The 15,671-nt window shown below is 71.4% G+C and carries 13 protein-coding genes and 2 pseudogenes; 10 read left to right on the forward strand and 5 right to left on the reverse strand.

Features of this window, described 5'->3' with window-relative positions; translation table 11 throughout:
- Positions 1 to 64: 64 nt before the first annotated feature.
- Complete coding sequence (locus IQ210_RS03265; protein ID WP_194076681.1) at positions 65 to 802, reverse strand: TetR/AcrR family transcriptional regulator; 738 nt, start codon at positions 800 to 802, stop codon at positions 65 to 67.
- Positions 803 to 938: 136 nt separating this feature from the next.
- On the opposite strand from IQ210_RS03265, the gene IQ210_RS03270 reads away from it, so the two are divergent.
- The 3 genes and pseudogenes from IQ210_RS03270 (at position 939) to IQ210_RS03275 (ending at position 3,257) form a co-directional block, all read left to right on the forward strand.
- On the forward strand, positions 939 to 2,447 hold the full coding sequence (locus IQ210_RS03270; RefSeq protein WP_194076683.1) for an MFS transporter: 1,509 nt from the start codon (positions 939 to 941) through the stop codon (positions 2,445 to 2,447).
- A 43-nt stretch (positions 2,448 to 2,490) separates the two neighbouring features.
- Positions 2,491 to 2,721, forward strand: a pseudogene (locus tag IQ210_RS47075) (type II secretion system F family protein); the annotation flags it as partial.
- 65 nt (positions 2,722 to 2,786) lie between these two features.
- Positions 2,787 to 3,257, forward strand: a complete 471-nt coding sequence (locus IQ210_RS03275; RefSeq protein WP_194076685.1) for a DUF6098 family protein — start codon at positions 2,787 to 2,789, stop codon at positions 3,255 to 3,257.
- Between the two features lie 32 nt (positions 3,258 to 3,289).
- Here the strand turns inward: IQ210_RS03275 and IQ210_RS03280 are convergent, their stop codons facing one another.
- The gene (locus tag IQ210_RS03280; protein WP_194076687.1) at positions 3,290 to 3,613 is read right to left on the reverse strand and encodes a helix-turn-helix transcriptional regulator; all 324 of its coding nucleotides are present in this window, start codon (positions 3,611 to 3,613) and stop codon (positions 3,290 to 3,292) included.
- 129 nt (positions 3,614 to 3,742) lie between these two features.
- Between IQ210_RS03280 and IQ210_RS03285 the strand changes: the two genes are divergently transcribed.
- On the forward strand, positions 3,743 to 4,399 hold the full coding sequence (locus IQ210_RS03285) for an STAS domain-containing protein (RefSeq protein WP_194076689.1): 657 nt from the start codon (positions 3,743 to 3,745) through the stop codon (positions 4,397 to 4,399).
- A gap of 76 nt (positions 4,400 to 4,475) precedes the next feature.
- Here the strand turns inward: IQ210_RS03285 and IQ210_RS03290 are convergent, their stop codons facing one another.
- Positions 4,476 to 6,146, reverse strand: a complete 1,671-nt coding sequence (locus IQ210_RS03290) for a M4 family metallopeptidase (protein WP_194076691.1) — start codon at positions 6,144 to 6,146, stop codon at positions 4,476 to 4,478.
- 143 nt (positions 6,147 to 6,289) lie between these two features.
- Between IQ210_RS03290 and IQ210_RS03295 the strand changes: the two genes are divergently transcribed.
- Positions 6,290 to 6,709, forward strand: a complete 420-nt coding sequence (locus tag IQ210_RS03295) for a gamma-glutamylcyclotransferase family protein (protein ID WP_194077084.1) — start codon at positions 6,290 to 6,292, stop codon at positions 6,707 to 6,709.
- Positions 6,710 to 6,729: 20 nt separating this feature from the next.
- On the opposite strand, the gene IQ210_RS03300 is transcribed toward IQ210_RS03295, so the two are convergent.
- The gene (locus IQ210_RS03300) at positions 6,730 to 8,811 is read right to left on the reverse strand and encodes a molybdopterin oxidoreductase family protein (protein WP_194076693.1); all 2,082 of its coding nucleotides are present in this window, start codon (positions 8,809 to 8,811) and stop codon (positions 6,730 to 6,732) included.
- Positions 8,812 to 9,169: 358 nt separating this feature from the next.
- On the opposite strand from IQ210_RS03300, the pseudogene IQ210_RS03305 reads away from it, so the two are divergent.
- A pseudogene (locus tag IQ210_RS03305) lies at positions 9,170 to 9,268 on the forward strand (enoyl-CoA hydratase); the annotation flags it as partial.
- Here the strand turns inward: IQ210_RS03305 and IQ210_RS03310 are convergent.
- Positions 9,255 to 9,932 carry a SanA/YdcF family protein gene (locus tag IQ210_RS03310; protein WP_322656304.1) on the reverse strand — a complete coding sequence of 226 codons (678 nt, stop codon included), beginning with the start codon at positions 9,930 to 9,932 and terminating at the stop codon, positions 9,255 to 9,257. The pseudogene IQ210_RS03305 and the gene IQ210_RS03310 overlap by 14 nt on opposite strands.
- Before the next feature lie 284 nt (positions 9,933 to 10,216).
- On the opposite strand from IQ210_RS03310, the gene IQ210_RS03315 reads away from it, so the two are divergent.
- The 4 genes from IQ210_RS03315 to dnaG all read left to right on the forward strand — a co-directional run bounded on the left by IQ210_RS03315 (position 10,217) and on the right by dnaG (position 15,664).
- Positions 10,217 to 11,029, forward strand: coding sequence for a sirohydrochlorin chelatase (locus IQ210_RS03315; protein ID WP_228046724.1), 813 nt, complete (start codon positions 10,217 to 10,219; stop codon positions 11,027 to 11,029).
- Positions 11,030 to 11,084: 55 nt separating this feature from the next.
- Positions 11,085 to 12,326 (forward strand): deoxyguanosinetriphosphate triphosphohydrolase, encoded by a 1,242-nt coding sequence (locus tag IQ210_RS03320; RefSeq protein ID WP_194076697.1) that lies wholly within the window; start codon positions 11,085 to 11,087, stop codon positions 12,324 to 12,326.
- A 135-nt stretch (positions 12,327 to 12,461) separates the two neighbouring features.
- Positions 12,462 to 13,727, forward strand: coding sequence for an NAD(P)/FAD-dependent oxidoreductase (locus IQ210_RS03325; RefSeq protein WP_194076699.1), 1,266 nt, complete (start codon positions 12,462 to 12,464; stop codon positions 13,725 to 13,727).
- 29 nt (positions 13,728 to 13,756) lie between these two features.
- Positions 13,757 to 15,664, forward strand: coding sequence for a DNA primase (dnaG, locus tag IQ210_RS03330; RefSeq protein ID WP_194076701.1), 1,908 nt, complete (start codon positions 13,757 to 13,759; stop codon positions 15,662 to 15,664).
- Positions 15,665 to 15,671: the final 7 nt, after the last annotated feature.

Here is a 15,671-nt window from a genome sequence, read left to right on the forward strand (position 1 = left end):
GTGTAACAGAAGCCCGGGAATGCCTACGTTTCGTGCTTGTCGGGACCAAAGGCCCGGCCCGATGTCACTTCGGCAGCCGCAGGGCGAGCCCGTCGAGGACGACCGCCAGGCCGTAGCGGAACTTCTCGTCGCGCAGGGCGACCGGGTCGGTGATCGCGGCGGCGTCCGTGTAGGAGCCGGCGAGGTGCTCGTGGCCGGCGGCGGCCTGCTGGGCGGCGGGCATCAGGCGGGCGATGAACGTGGCCTCGGTCTCGCCGGAGCGGGCGACGGTGGTGAGCCAGGCGGCCTCGGTGGTGCTCATGCCGATGACGTACGACAGCACGGTGTCGATGGCGCGGCTCGGCTCCGGGAAACCGGCCGCCGTGAACAGCGCGGCGAGACGCTCGGAGTAGGTCATGAGGTTGGGGCCGAGGTAGGCGAGGCCGGCCTGGCCGAGGACCGAGGAGAGCCAGGGGTGCCGCAGGGCCGTGGCGCGGAACCCGGCGGCGGCCTCGGTGACGGCGGCCCGCCACGCCGCGCCGTCCTGGAGCTCCGGTACGCGGATCTCGGCGGCGACCTCGTCCACGGCGAGCTCCATCAGCTCGTCCTTGGTCGCGACGTGCCGGTAGAGCGAGGTCGCGCCGGCGTTGAGGCGGGCGCCCAGCTTGCGCATGCTCAGCGCCTCGATGCCGTCGGCGTCGAGCATCGCGACCGCCTCCCGCACGATCGCCGCCCGGCTGAGGGCGGGCTGGTCGGGGGTGCGCTGCTCACGGGCCCAGACGGAGGGGAGGGGGGTGGCGGCGGGCTTGGCCTTGGGGGGCACGGTGACTCCTCGGGCTGCGGTGCGTACGGCGTGCGCAACCAGCGTACAGAGCCCATGGGTTGCGCACACTGTTCCGGCATGCGTACAGTGTTCGCATCGAAGGAACGGTGTTCGCAGCAGTGAGGGGATGTTGGCGATGGAACCGCGTAACCCGCGTCGTTGGTGGATTCTGATCGTGCTCTGCCTGAGCACGCTGGTGCTGACGGTCGACAGCATGGCGCTGACCGTCGCGGTGCCGTCGATGGCCGAGGACCTGGGCGCGAGCGCCCGTGACACCCAGTGGATCCTCGACTCCTACATCCTGGTCTTCGCCGGACTGCTGCTGACCTCGGGCAGCCTGGGCGACCGCTTCGGCCGCCGGAAGGTGATGCTGATCGGGCTCCTGGTCTTCGGGGCGGCGTCCCTGGCGGCGACGCTGTGCACGAGCCCGGGCGAGGTCATCGCGGTCCGGGTGGCGATGGGCGTGGGCGGAGCGCTGATCATGCCGTCGACGCTCTCGATCCTCATCACCGTCTTCGACGAGGACGAGCGCGGCAAGGCGATGGCGGCCTGGGGCTCGGTGTCGATGCTGGGCCTGGTGGGCAGCCCGGTGCTGGGCGGCGTCCTGATCGACCACTTCTCCTGGCACTCGATCTTCTTCATCAACGTGCCGATCGTGGTGCTGGCGCTGATCGCCGGGGTCGTGCTGATGCCGGAGTCGAGGGCGCCCTGGCAGAAGGCCGACCCGCTGGGCGCGGTGCTGTCGGCGGCCGGGATGACGGCCCTGGTGTGGTGGATCATCGAGCTGCCGCTGCACGGCGGCCTCGGCGGCAGCCAGACGCTCACCCTGATGACTGCGCTCGGCGCGCTGGCCGGCTTCGTCGTCTGGGAGAACGTCACCAAGGCCCCGATGGTCCCGCTGGTCCTCTTCAAGCACCGCAACTTCAGCGGTGGTTCGCTCTCCCTGGCCCTGGTCCAGATCGGCAACGGCGGACTGCTGCTCGTCCTGACCCAGTACCTCCAGTTCGTCCTCGGCTACTCGCCGATCAAGGCGGGCCTGGCGTTCCTGCCGCTCGCGATCGCCGCGCTCGTCGGCAACGGCCTGGGCGTGAAGCTGGCGGCGAGCATCGGCAACCGGTTCGTGATCCTCGCGGGGATGCTCGTGATGGTGGCGTGCTTCGCGCTGCTGACGACGGTGGACGCGGCGTCCGGCTTCACCGTCCCGGCGGTGGCCCTCGGGCTGCTGGGCCTCGGCGCGGGACTGGCGATGCCGGCCGCGGTGGGCGCCCTGATGGGCACGATCCCGGCCGACAAGGCGGGCGTCGGCTCGGCCCTCAACGACACAATCCAGCAGGCGGGCACGGCACTCGGCATCGCCATCCTGGGCTCGCTCCTCTCCAGCGGCTACACGGCGGAGATGCCGGCCGACGCCCCGGAGGCGGCCCGCCACTCGATCGCCGGCGCGGCGACCGTGGGCGACGCGAGCCTGCTGCACACCGCCCGGGAAGCCTTCGCCTCCTCGATGTCGACGACCTTCACGGTCAGCGCGATCGGCGTCCTGACGGCGGCCCTGCTGGCGGTCCTGGTCATGCGGGACGGCAAGGAGGGGCCGGCGCCCGCGGCGCAGGCGCAGGAGCAGGAGACGGAGGCCGAGCTCGCGGCCTGAGGTGTGATCGCGGAGGGCCGGTTCCCGGAAGGGGGCCGGCCTTCTGCGTCGGCTGTTGGCGGAGGTGCGGCTGGGCGGTGAACCCGGCGACGCCTGGCGGCCGGCCTCGATGCCGGGGGCCGGGCCGCTGCCGCAACGGGCCGACGTCTCCGGGCTGCCCGCGGCCGTCCCCGTCGCCCGGATCGCCGCGGAGGCCCGGGCCGACCGGGCGCGCACCGCGAGGGCACGGGCCCGGCGGGCCGCAGTCCTCGTGACCGCGCCGGTGGGGCTCTGCCAAGGTTCGTCACCCCGTCCCCCCGGGTACCCGGCGCGCGTGCGTATCCCGAGGAGACACCGCCGATGACCGCCCCGGACAAGCCGACGACCGGCGCGGACGCGCTGCCCGTCCTGCGCAGCCTGAAGGAACTGGCCGAGCTGGTGGAGCGCGGTGAGCGGCTGTTCGTCCGCTGGTCGCGCGGGCCGGAGGCCGATCTGGAGGAGACGGCCGTCAGTACCGACGACCTCACGGGGGTGAGCATGCCGGGCCTGTCCGCCAACCCGCTCGACGTCGAACCCTGGTGGCAGGACCGTTCGACCGAGCTGTGGGTGGCGCGCCGGCTGCACGACTACTCGCATCTGCCGCGCGAGAAGGGTCCCGGCGTACGCCCGTGGGTCCTGGTCGGCCGGGTGGCGGGCCGCGGCCCCGACAACGAACCCCTCGTCCGGGACGTGGAACCCGTCGGCTGGATCGACGAGGACGTCATCGGACAGGCGGAACGGGAGGTCGCCGAACAGGAGGAGCGGTGGGGGCCGCTACGGCGTGAACGGTGAGGCGGCCTGGCCCGGGGCGGGCGCCACCGACCTCACCCCTCGGCCGCCTCCCGCCGAGCGTCGTGATTGGCCAGCAGGTTCAGGAGTTCCGCCACGGTCAGTCCCGACTCCGCCGGATGACGCAGGATCGTTCCCGGCTGGATGCGGTACGTGTTCGATCTGCCCTCGCGCCTGTGGGTCAGATACCCGTCGCTCTCCAGATCCGAGATGATCTTCTGGACGGCACGCTCGGTGAGCCGGCAGCGGGCCGCGATGTCACGGATGCGGGTGGACTGGTCCTCGGCGATGGCTGCCAGCACACGGGCGTGACTGGTCAGGAACGTCCACCCCGAGTGTGGTTCCGGCACTTCTCCCATACCCCCCAGCATATGACCTCTGATTCGCGTAACCAAAAGACTGAATTAAATTTCCGGTATCTCTTGACGTGTGAAGGCGCGGTGCGGAAGCTGGAAGCGGAGCGAGCGGACTCGACAAGGACGGCGGAAATGCACGCACCGACGGCGGTTGACGAGGTCCTGGACCTGACCACGGACGTGCCGTCCCCGAGCGGCCACGTACGCGTCACGATCCGCGGCGAGCTCGACATCAGCGCCGTCCCGGCACTGGAGCGAGCCCTGCGGGAGGCCGTGGCGCGCGCCGCCCGCGGTGTCGACCTGGACCTGAGCGGTACGGCGTTCTGCGACTGCTCCGGCCTCAACGCCCTGCTGACCGCCCGGCGGCACGCGCTGGAACGCGGCAGAACGCTCACCATCCGATCCGCCGGCCCCGCGGTGCGGCACCTGCTGACCGCGACCGGCACCTGGCCACTGTTCACACCGGGGGAGCCCACCCTGAACCACGACGAGCAGGAACTGCGCAACGAGGTCGTCCAGCTGCGCCGCGCCATGCAGACGCGGCCCGCGATCGACCAGGCGCGGGGCATCCTGATGGCGACGTTCGCGCTCAGCCCCGAGGACGCCTGGGACGTGCTGGTCAGGATCTCCCAGAACACCAACACCAAGCTGCACGTGCTCGCCGACGAACTGGTGGGCACGGCACAGGACGGAGGCCTCCCCGACGGCATGCGACAACAGGTGACGGCGGTACTGGCGACCCTGCCCGCGTCCCCCGAGGCCGAGGAGCCCGCGCCGGACGCGAGCTGAGCCGGTCGGCGGTGCGGCGACGGAACCCGGTCGGGCCCGTCACCGCACCGCCACCGCATCTACATCAGTCCACCGGTCAGCCGACGTTCACCGCGCTCCACGCCGCGGCCACCGCGTTGTACTCCGTGCTCCCGGCCCCGTACAGGTCCCTCGCCGCGTTCAGCGTCGCGGTCCGGGCACCCGCGTAGTTCGTCGAGGACGTCATGTAGACGGTCAGCGCCCGGTACCAGATGGCACCCAGCTTGTCCCGCCCGATCCCCGACACCGAACCGCCGTTGCAGGTAGGCGAGTTGTAGCTGACGCCGTTGACCGTCTTCGCCCCGCTGCCCTCGGCCAGCAGATACGCGAAGTGGTTCGCGACGCCGGACGAGTAGTGGACGTCGAGGTTCCCGACCGAGGAGCTCCAGCAGTCGGCGGAGTTGCCGTCCTTCGACGGCTTGTCCATGTAGCGCAGCGCGTCCCGCCCGAAGCCGGACCGGACGATCTTCTCGCCGATCAGATAGTCCCCGGGGTCGGAGGAGTTCGCGGCGTAGAACTCCACCAGCGTCCCGAAGATGTCGGACGTCGCCTCGTTGAGCCCGCCGGACTCACCCGAGTACGTCAGTGCCGCCGTCTTCGACGTCACCCCGTGCGACATCTCGTGCCCCGCCACGTCCAGCGACACCAGCGGACCGAGCTGCGTCCCGTCACCGTCGCCGTACGTCATGCAGAAGCAACTGTCGTCCCAGAAGGCGTTGTTGTAGCTGTTGCCGTAGTGGACGCGGTTGTACGACCCCTTGCCGTCCCCGGCGATGCCGTTCCGCCCGTGGACGTTCTTGTAGTAGTCCCAGGTGACGTCGGTGCCGTACTGCGCGTCGACCGCCGCCGTCGCCCGGTCCGAAGTCGCCCCCGTGCCCCAGTGGTTGTCGGCGTCCGTGAACAGCGTCGCGGGGGCGCGGCTGAAGCAGATGCCGAGGATGCACAGGTCGGTCTTGTTGGCCGCGTCACCGGTGTACGTGTTCCCGCGCGTCGGGTCCTTGAGCTGGTACGTCGACCCCGACAGCGTCGTCTGAAGCGGCACCGTCCCGCCGTACAGCGACTTGCCGTCGCCCGAGGCGCTCTCCAGGGAGTCCCAGGCGTCGATCTGCGCCCCGGTCCCCGCGTCGGTCAGCACCACGCGCGCGACCGGGTTGCCCTGCGTGTCCTGGGCCACGGCCTCGGTGCGCCAGGCCAGCCTGGGCGTGCCGTGCAGGGCGTCGACGACCAGCTGCGGCTTGGCGGTCAGCTTCTTCAGCGTCTCGCCGAGGTTGGCGGCGCGCAGCGCGTTCGCGGCGAGGTCGGCGGCCTTCGGGGCGGACAGCGTGGGCGTCACGCGGGACAGCGAGATCGCCTTCTTCGTCGCCCGGTTGACGCCTTCGTACGACCCGTCCGGCGCCAGGTGGACGACGAAGTCGCCGCCCAGCACCGGCAGATCGCGGTACGTGCGGTCGTAACGCACGTGCTGGGTGCCGTCCTTGTCGACGACGACGTCCCGCACCTTGGTCTCCTGCGCGGACGTCAGCCCCAGCGCGGCGGCCCGCTCGACCAGTACCGAGGCCGCGTTGTCGACGGCGGTGGCCCGGGTCGGTCTGTCGGCCGCGTCGGCGGCGGGGACGAGTGCGGCCGCCAGCAGAGCGGTGGTGGTGGCGGCCACCCCGGCCGCGGCGAGCCGGGAACTCCGCAGGGAGGGGAGGGAGCGGACAGGGCGGACTGAGCGTATTCGGCTCATCTGTCTCCTCAGAAAGGCGCCTTGGGGCGCGTGGGGGAGGCGCTCGTGCTGGAGGAGATTCAAAAGGCACAGGCCTGTCATGTCCATACCGCGTCTGTGCCGGTGTGTGTGGAGAGAGAATCGTTTCTGTGAGCCTCGCGCCCCTGCCCCCGCCCTCCCTCCCGTTCTTCGTCTACGGCACCCTCCGCCCAGGTGAGCCCAACCACGACCACTTCCTGCGCGGCCGTACCCGGTCCGAGGAACCGGCATGCCTGCACGACGCGGCCCTGTACGACGGCCCCGGATATCCGTACGCGGTGGAGGAACCCGGCATCGTCTACGGCGACCTCGTCACCGCCCGCCCCGAGGAGTACGCCGCCCTGCTCGTCGCCCTCGACCGCCTGGAGGAGTACGCCCCCGGCGACCCCCGCAACCTCTACGAGCGGGTCGAGCGCGAGGTGGTCCGGGAGGCCGACGGGACACGGGTGCGGGCCTGGGTGTACGTCGCAGCCCCCGCCGTAGCCCATCGGCTGCGCCTGCGGGGCCGCCGTATCGAGACCGGCGACTGGCTCACCCTGGGCTGACTACAAGTCCCCGGCCGCTCTCAGGACTTGACCGCCTCCACCCGCACCGCGCACGTCTTGAACTCCGGCATCCGTGAGGTCGGGTCCAGCGCCGGGTTGGTGAGGGTGTTGGCGCGGCCCTCGCCGGGCCAGTGGAAGGGCATGAAGACCGTGTCGGGGCGGATGCCGGTGGTGATCCGGGCCGGCGCCACCGCGCGGCCGCGCCGGGACACGACCGCCACCGGGTCGCCCTCGGCGGCACCGAGCCGGGCCGCGAGCCGCGGGTGCAGCTCCACGAACGGGCCCGGCGCGGCGGCGTTCAGCTCGTCGACCCGGCGGGTCTGCGCACCGGACTGGTACTGGGCGACGACCCGGCCGGTCGTCAGCAGCACCGGGTACTCGTCGTCGGGCTCCTCCGCCGACGCCCGGTGCGAGACCGGCACGAAGCGGGCCCGGCCGTCGTCGGTGGCGAAGCGGTCGAGGAAGAGGCGGGGCGTGCCGGGGTGTGTGTCGCTGTCCTGGGTCGGGCAGGGCCAGAACACCCCGTTCTCCTCCGCCAGCCGGCGATAGGTGATCCCGGAGTAGTCGGCCACGCCGCCCGCGCTGGCCCGGCGCAGCTCCTCGAAGACCTCCTCCGGGTCGGTCGGGAAGCCCTTCTCCACGCCCAGCCGGTCGGCGAGTTCGTGCATGACCTCCAGGTCGCTGCGCACGCCCTCGGGAGGGGTGATCGCCTGCCGGCGCAGCAGCACCCTGCCCTCCAGGTTGGTCGTGGTCCCCGTCTCCTCGGCCCACTGGGTGACCGGCAGGACGACGTCCGCGAGGGCGGCCGTCTCGGAGAGCACGACGTCACAGACGGCAAGGAAGTCGAGGGACTTGATGCGCTCCTCGATGTGCGCGGCCCGCGGCGCCGACACCACCGGGTTGGAGCCCATCAGCAGCAGGGACTTGATGTCCTGGCCGAGCGCGTCGAGGAGTTCGTACGCACTGCGCCCCGGGCCGGGGAGGGAGTCGGGGTCGACGCCCCACACCTCGGCGACATGGCGTCGCGCGGCCGGGTCGTCGAGCTTGCGGTAGCCGGGCAACTGGTCGGCCTTCTGCCCGTGTTCACGCCCGCCTTGCCCGTTGCCCTGCCCGGTCAGGCAGCCGTACCCGGACAGCGGCTTGCCCGCCCGACCGGTCGCCAGGCACAGGTTGATCCACGCGCCCACGGTGTCGGTGCCCTTGGACTGCTGCTCGGGCCCGCGCGCGGTGAGCACCATCGCGGCCTCGGGCTCGCAGAACATCCGTACGGCTTCCCGGAGTTGGGGCACCGGCACGCCGGTGATCCGCTCCACGTACTCCGGCCAGTGCGCCATGGCTGCCGCCCGCGCGTCCTCCCAGCCGGCGGTGCGCTCGGCGACGTACGCCTCGTCGACCCGCCCCTCGGCGACGATCAGGTGCAGCAGTCCCAGCGCCAGGGCGAGATCGGTGCCCGGGCGCGGCATCAGATGCAGGTCGGCCTGGTCGGCGGTCTTCGTCCGGCGCGGGTCGACGACGATCAGGGTGCCGCCGTTCTCCTTCAGCTCGGTGAAGAAACGCAGCGACGGCGGCATGGTCTCGGCGAGGTTGGAGCCGACGAGGATCACGCACCCGGTCTTCGGGATGTCCTCCAGCGGGAACGGCAGCCCGCGGTCCAGGCCGAACGCCTTGATGCCGCCGGCCGCGGCCGAGGACATGCAGAAACGGCCGTTGTAGTCGATCTGTGAGGTGCCGAGGACGACCCGGGCGAACTTGCCCAGCGTGTACGCCTTCTCGTTCGTCAGGCCGCCCCCGCCGAACACCCCGCACGCGTCCGGACCATGTTCCGCACGCGTACGTTGCAGCTCCTCGGCGATCCGGTCCAGCGCCTCGTCCCACGTCGCGGGCACCAGCGTGCCCCCGGAGCGCACCAACGGGGAGGTCAGGCGGACGCTCGACGAGAGCACCGCGGGCGCTGTCCGGCCCTTGCCGCACAGCGCCCCCCGGTTCACCGGGAAGTCCGCGCGCTCGGTGACCTCCACGCCCCCGTCCGGGACGGGCGTGAGATTCATCCCGCACTGCAGGGCGCAGTAGGGGCAGTGGGTGGGCGTCGCGGTGTTCTGCATGCCCTTCAGCGTGCTTCCGCCGTGTTACGTGCGCGGCGGCTCCCTGTTACGCGAGCGGCACGGCGACCTCCCCGCCGCACCCCGGCCACGGTGAGGGCGCCTGCGCAGGCGCACGCCGTCCTGTCCGACGGCACGAAGATCGACTCTCCGCGCTTCCTGCGACGCGCGGAGTCGAGCGCGGATTCAGCGTGCCGCCGGGACCGCCGGCACCCCGGAGGCCAGCGCTTCTTCCGGTAATACTGCCTCGTCCTGCCCGCCCCGTCCCGGCCCCGCTGCTCCGAGCCGTCGAACGTAGTGGCCCGGAGGTGCGCAACGGCATGGCCGGCATTTCCCGGCCTCGGACCGGGGAGGTCGTCAAGAACGCCGGGTGTTCCACGCCCTGTTCGCGACCCACGACCAGAAGGAGGGCATGACCGCGTTCCTGGAGAAACGCGCCCCCAAGTTCACCGGCCGCTAGCCAGCGCCTCGCGCACCCCCGGTTCCTTGGGCCCGAGGAACCGGGGATCGGGCTCGAAGACGGCGTCCAGCGCGGCCTTGCCGGCGGCGAAGATCTCGCGGGTGCCGCCGTAGTACCAGGTCACGTCGTGCTTGGCGTCGACCCCGACGCCGTACGACGTCACACCGGCCGCCTCGCACAGCGCGACCGCCCGCCGGATGTGGAAGCCCTGGCTGATCAGCACGGCGCGGTCCACGCCGAAGATCTTCTTGGCCCGGACGCAGGAGTCCCAGGTGTCGAACCCGGCGTAGTCACTGACGATGCGGGCGTCGGGAACCCCGTGCCGCGTCAGATAGGCCCGCATCGCGTCGGGCTCGTCGTAGTCCTCCCGGCTGTTGTCGCCGGTGACGAGGACGACCTTGATCTTCTGTTCCCGGTACAGCTTCGCCGCCGCGTCCAGCCGGTGCGCGAGATACGGCGACGGCTCCCCGTCCCACAGCCCGGCGCCGAAGACCACGGCGACCTCGGTGCGCGGCACGTCCGCGGTCGTGCGCAGCCGGTCGCCCGTGACGACGTACATCCAGGTCGCCGGGAGCAGCGCCAGCACACACCCGGCCATCACGGCCTGCACGAGCCGCCGCTGCCCGGTACGGGTGCGCGGCAGACGGGGTCGGCGCAGTCTCACGGGGTCCCTCCCAGGTCGTCCTTCGACAGTCAGGGACGTGCTGTAAGCCTCCACGGTTCGCCGCCGCACACGTGACCAGCCTCACGCACACCCACGAAACCGCAGGTCAGCCCACCTCACACCGCCTTACCGGGCGACGGTGAACCCACGGAAAATCCCCGTTATCTTCATGCAACGGGGCGGCAACGTCCCCCGGCCACCATCGGTCCATGACGGCGTCGAGTAATTCGAGAGCTCCTCGCGACGAGTCCAAGGCAGTCCACTTCGACAGTACGGCGCACCTCATGAACCGGATCAGCAGCCAGCTCGCCAGCCAGCTCAGCCTCGTGTCCCTCGACGGCAGGCGGCGCCCCGAGCCGCCCGCGCTCGTCGTCGTGGCCCACGGCAGCCGCGACCCGCGCGCCCTGAGCACCGTACGCAGCCTCCTCGACAAGGTCCGCGCCCAGCGCCCCGGCCTTCCGGTCCACCTCGGCCACATCGAGCTCAACGAGCCGCTGCTGACCGACACCCTCAAGACCCTCGGCAACCGCGAGGCGATCCTCGTCCCGCTCCTGCTGAGCCGCGGCTACCACGTGAAGCGGGACATCCCGGAGATGGCCGCCGAGACGCAGGTACGCGCACGCGTGGCGTCGGCGTTGGGCCCGCACCCGTTGCTGGTGGACGCGCTGCACGCCCGCCTGGTGGAGGCGGGTTGGGAGGAGACCCCGAGGCCGGGCAGCGCGGTGGTCCTGGCGGCGGCCGGCTCACGCGACCCCGAGTCGAAGGTGGACATGGCCCGTATGGCGACTTTGCTGTCGACCCGCCTCGGAGTCCCGGTGGTCCCGGCCTACGCGACGACGGCGGCCCCCACGGTCCCGGCGGCGATCGAGGCCCTGACGGCGAGAGGCTACGACCGTGTGGCGATCGCCTCCTACTTCACGGCCCCCGGCCGCTTCGCGACGGAGTGTGCGGAGGCGGCACCGTGGATAGCGTCGGCGCCGCTAGGGACGCACGAGGCGATGGCGAGCCTGCTGCTGCACAGGTACGACCAGATGACGTCCCTAAGGGGCGCGGGGAACGGCGCGAGCAACCACGAACAACCCGCACTCGCCGTCTGACAGAACAAGGCAGACGAACCGGCGAATTGTCAGTCCCTGCCCGTACTGTCGAGTCATGCCGTACGACCTGCCCTCAACAGACCGCTGGGCCCCGGAGCCGGACAAGCGCCCCGGCCGCACCGCCTTCCAACGCGACCGCGCCCGCATCCTCCACTCGGCCGCGCTGCGAAGGCTCGCCGGAAAAACGCAGGTCGTCACCCCAGGCACCCGAAGCCAGGCCTGGGACGCCAGCCCCAGAACCCGCCTCACGCACTCCCTGGAGTGCGCCCAGGTAGGCCGAGAACTGGGCGCAGCCCTCGGCTGTGACCCCGACCTGGTCGAAGCCGCCTGCCTCGCCCACGACCTCGGCCACCCCCCGTTCGGTCACAACGGCGAACAGGCTCTCAACGAGTTCGCCGAGGACTGCGGCGGCTTCGAGGGCAACGCGCAATCCCTGCGCCTCCTCACCCGCATCGAACCCAAACGCTTCACCGAGGAAGGCTCGGTAGGCCTGAACCTCACCCGCGCCACCCTCGACGCGGCCACCAAGTACCCCTGGCCCCGCGGAGCGCAGACGTCGCCGAAGTTCGGCGTCTACGAGGACGACCGCCCCGTCTTCGACTGGGTCCGCAAGGACGCCCCCGGCACCCGCACCTGCTTCGAGGCGCAGGTCATGGACTGGTCCGACGACGTGGCGTACTCGGTGCACGACGTGGAGGACGGCCTGCACGCGGGCCACATCGACCCCAACTGCCTGCACGCGGAACCGGAACGGCAGGCGGTCTTCGCGGTGGCCCTCGGCCGGTACGTCCCCGACGACACCGACCCCGCCGAGCTCGCCGCGGCCCTCGACCGGCTCCAGGACCAGCCGTGGTGGCCGCACGGCTACGACGGTTCCGCCGTCGCCCAGGCCCGCCTGAAGGACGCCACCAGCCAGCTCATCGGCCGCTTCTGTCTCGCCGCCGAGGGCGCCACGCGCGCGGCGTTCGGCGCCGGCCCGCTCACGAGATACGCCGCCGAACTCGTCGTACCGCACGAGACGCGGCTGGAGTGCGCGGTCCTCAAGGCCGTAGCCGACCGGTACGTGATGCAGCGCGCCGAGCAGGAGCGGCTGCGGGCCGACCAGCGGATCGTGGTCGCGGAACTCGCCGAGGCGCTCACCGTCCGCGCCCCGGACGGGCTCGACCCGCAGTTCCGGGCGCTCTTCGACCAGGCGACCGACGACCGGGCCCGCAAGCGGGTGATCGTCGACCAGATCGCGTCCCTCACGGACGCGTCGGCGCGATCGCTTCACGCTCGTCTTACCGGGCATATGTGAGACAGATGTGCCATGGGTGAAGCGAAACACGCCCGAATGTGACCCTCCGTGGCCTGATCGGGCCACTCCCTCTTCCCCCATCACGCTGCGTGCGGGACGCTCCCATGTGGCGGCACCCTTACGAGGAGGCATCAAGTGGTCGACGCGGACCAGACATTCGTGATCGTCGGGGGCGGTCTCGCCGGCGCCAAGGCGGCCGAGACGCTCCGAGCGGAGGGCTTCACCGGTCGCGTGATACTGATCTGCGACGAACGCGACCACCCCTATGAGCGCCCGCCCCTCTCCAAGGGCTACCTGCTCGGCAAGGAGGAACGCGACAGCGTCTTCGTGCACGAACCGGCCTGGTACGCGCGCAACGACATCGAGCTGCACCTCGGCCAGACGGTCGACGCGATCGACCGCAAGGCCAAGACCGTCCGCTTCGGCGACGACGGCACGCTCGTCCACTACGACAAGCTGCTTCTGGCCACCGGGGCCGAACCCCGCCGCCTGGACATCCCGGGTACCGACCTCGCGGGCGTCCACCATCTGCGCCGCCTCGCCCACGCGGAACGCCTCAAGGGCGTCCTGGCCGCGCTCGGCCGGGACAACGGCCATCTCGTGATCGCGGGCGCCGGCTGGATCGGCCTGGAGGTCGCGGCGGCGGCCCGGGAGTACGGCGCCGAGGTCACGATCATCGAGCCCGCCCCGACCCCGCTGCACGGCGTCCTCGGCCCGGAGCTCGGCGGCCTCTTCGCCGACCTGCACCGGGAGCATGGCGTCCGTTTCCACTTCGGCGCCCAGCTCACCGAGATCGTCGGCCAGGACGGCATGGTGCTGGCCGCCCGCACCGACGACGGCGAGGAACACCCGGCCCACGACGTCCTCGCCGCGATCGGCGCGGCCCCGCGCACCGCCCTCGCGGAGGCGGCGGGACTGGAGCTCGCCGACCGGGCGCACGGCGGCGGTGTCGCGGTCGACGACCGGCTGCGCACCTCCGACCCCGACATCCACGCGGCCGGTGACGTCGCCTCCTTCCACCACGCCCTCTTCGACAGCAGGCTGCGCGTGGAGCACTGGGCCAACGCCCTCAACGGCGGCCCCGCCGCGGCCCGCGCGATGCTCGGCCAGGACCTCGTCTACGACCGGGTCCCCTACTTCTTCTCCGACCAGTACGACCTGGGGATGGAGTACAGCGGCTGGGCGCCCCCGGGGTCGTACGACGAAGTGGTGATTCGCGGGGACGCCGGAAAGCGTGAGTTCATCGCGTTCTGGGTGAAGGAGGGCCGGGTGCTGGCCGGGATGAACGTGAACGTGTGGGACGTCACGGACCCGATCCAGCAGCTGATCCGGACGAAGACACAGGTGGACACGGAGGCGCTGGCGGACCCGCACGTTCCGCTCGAAAGCCTCGTCTCTTGAGTGTCAGTCCACCACCGTAGAATCACCTCGTGGCTGGACGGATCAACGACGAGGACGTGAAGGCGGTACGGGACGCGGTCCCGATCGACGCCGTGGTGTCCGAGTACCTCCAGCTGCGCAACGCGGGCGGGGGCAACCTCAAGGGCCTCTGTCCGTTCCATGACGAGAAGTCGCCGTCCTTCCAGGTCAGCCCGAGCAAGGGACTCTTCCACTGCTTCGGCTGCCAGGAGGGCGGCGACACCATCACGTTCGTGATGAAGGTCGACCACCTCACCTTCTCCGAGGCGGTCGAGCGCCTGGCCGGCCAGGCCGGCATCGCGCTGCGCTACGAGGAGGGCGGGTACAACCCGGCCCACCAGCGCGGCGAACGCATCCGCCTGGTCGAGGCCCACAAGATCGCCGCCGACTGGTACGTGGAACAGCTGGCGACCAGCCCGGAGGCCGACACCGGCCGCAAGTTCCTCGCCGAGCGCGGCTTCGACCAGGCCGCCGCCGAGCACTTCTCCGTCGGCTACAGCCCCCAGGGCTGGGACCACCTCACCCGCTACCTCCGCGGCAAGGGCTTCACCGACAAGGAACTCCTCCTGTCGGGCCTCTCCCAGGAGGGCCGCCGCGGCCCCATCGACCGCTTCCGCGGCCGCCTGATGTGGCCCATCCGCGACATCGGCGGCGACGTGGTCGGCTTCGGCGCCCGCAAGCTCTACGAAGCGGACAACGGCCCCAAGTACCTCAACACACCCGACACGGCGATCTACAAGAAGTCCCAGGTCCTGTACGGCATCGACCTGGCGAAGAAGGACATCGCCAAGGCCAGCCGCGCGGTGGTGGTCGAGGGTTACACCGACGTGATGGCCTGCCACCTGGCCGGCGTTACGACCGCGATCGCGACCTGCGGCACCGCCTTCGGCGGCGACCACATCAAGATCCTCCGCCGGCTGCTGATGGACAACGGCAGCGCCCGCGTGATCTTCACCTTCGACGGCGACGCGGCCGGCCAGAAGGCGGCCCTGCGCGCCTTCGAGGACGACCAGAAGTTCGCCGCCGAGACCTACATCGCCATCGCCCCCGACGGCATGGACCCCTGCGAACTGCGCCTGGCGAAGGGCGACGAGGCGGTCGCCGACCTGGTCGAACCCCGTACGCCGCTCTTCGAGTTCGCGCTCCGCCAGATCGTCGTCCGCTACGACCTCGACACCCCGGCGGGCCGCGCCGCCGCCCTCGACGAGGCCGCCCCGATCGTCGCCCGCATCAAGAACAGCGGCGCGCAGCACGAGGTCGCCGTCCAGCTCGCCGGCATGCTCGGCATCCTCGACACCCAGTTCGTCGTCAAGCGCGTCGCCCAGCTGGCCCGCTGGGCCCGCGACCGCGGCGGCAAGGGCGCCCCCGCCCCTTCCCGCGGTGGCCCGCAGCAGCCGTACGAGGCCACCCAGCGCCCGACCGCCGGCGGCCCGGCGCTGCAACTCCGCAACCCCGTCTACGCCACCGAGCGCGAGCTGCTGAAACTCGCCCTCCAGCGCCCCGAGTTGGTCTCCCCGGCCTTCGACGCCTACGGCATCGACGAGTTCACCGCCGCCCCCTACGCCGCCGTACGCCAGGCGATCATGGAGGCGGGCGGCGCCGAGTACGGCACCCAGGACGCGCAGGACTACCTCGTCCGGGTCCGCGAGGCCGCCCCCGACGACGCGGTCCGCGCGATGGTCACGGAGCTCGCCGTCGAGGCGATCATGCGCAAGACCGTCGACGAGATCTACGCGGGCATCCAGCTCGTCGCGGTCCGCCGCCGGGCCGTCGAGCGCCGCGTCCGCGACATCCAGAGCACCCTGACCCGTCTCGGAACGCACGGAGACCCGGCCGAACTGGCGGCAGTGCAGAACGAATTGTGGGTACTCCAGCAGTACGACCAGGCGCTGCGAGAGCACGGAGCCGCAGCTCTCTGAGCGTGTC

The organism is Streptomyces justiciae (genome assembly GCF_015163075.1).
GTDB lineage: Bacteria > Actinomycetota > Actinomycetes > Streptomycetales > Streptomycetaceae > Streptomyces > Streptomyces justiciae.

What these genes read in the sequence shown, in the direction of transcription:
- IQ210_RS03270 (WP_194076683.1), top strand. Translation starts at nt 939, where the DNA reads ATGGAACCGCGTAACCCGCGTCGTTGGTGGATTCTGATCGTGCTCTGC.
- IQ210_RS03275 (WP_194076685.1), top strand. Translation starts at nt 2,787, where the DNA reads ATGACCGCCCCGGACAAGCCGACGACCGGCGCGGACGCGCTGCCCGTC.
- IQ210_RS03280 (WP_194076687.1), bottom strand. Translation starts at nt 3,613, where the DNA reads ATGGGAGAAGTGCCGGAACCACACTCGGGGTGGACGTTCCTGACCAGT.
- IQ210_RS03285 (WP_194076689.1), top strand. Translation starts at nt 3,743, where the DNA reads ATGCACGCACCGACGGCGGTTGACGAGGTCCTGGACCTGACCACGGAC.
- IQ210_RS03290 (WP_194076691.1), bottom strand. Translation starts at nt 6,146, where the DNA reads ATGAGCCGAATACGCTCAGTCCGCCCTGTCCGCTCCCTCCCCTCCCTG.
- IQ210_RS03300 (WP_194076693.1), bottom strand. Translation starts at nt 8,811, where the DNA reads ATGCAGAACACCGCGACGCCCACCCACTGCCCCTACTGCGCCCTGCAG.
- IQ210_RS03315 (WP_228046724.1), top strand. Translation starts at nt 10,217, where the DNA reads ATGAACCGGATCAGCAGCCAGCTCGCCAGCCAGCTCAGCCTCGTGTCC.
- IQ210_RS03320 (WP_194076697.1), top strand. Translation starts at nt 11,085, where the DNA reads ATGCCGTACGACCTGCCCTCAACAGACCGCTGGGCCCCGGAGCCGGAC.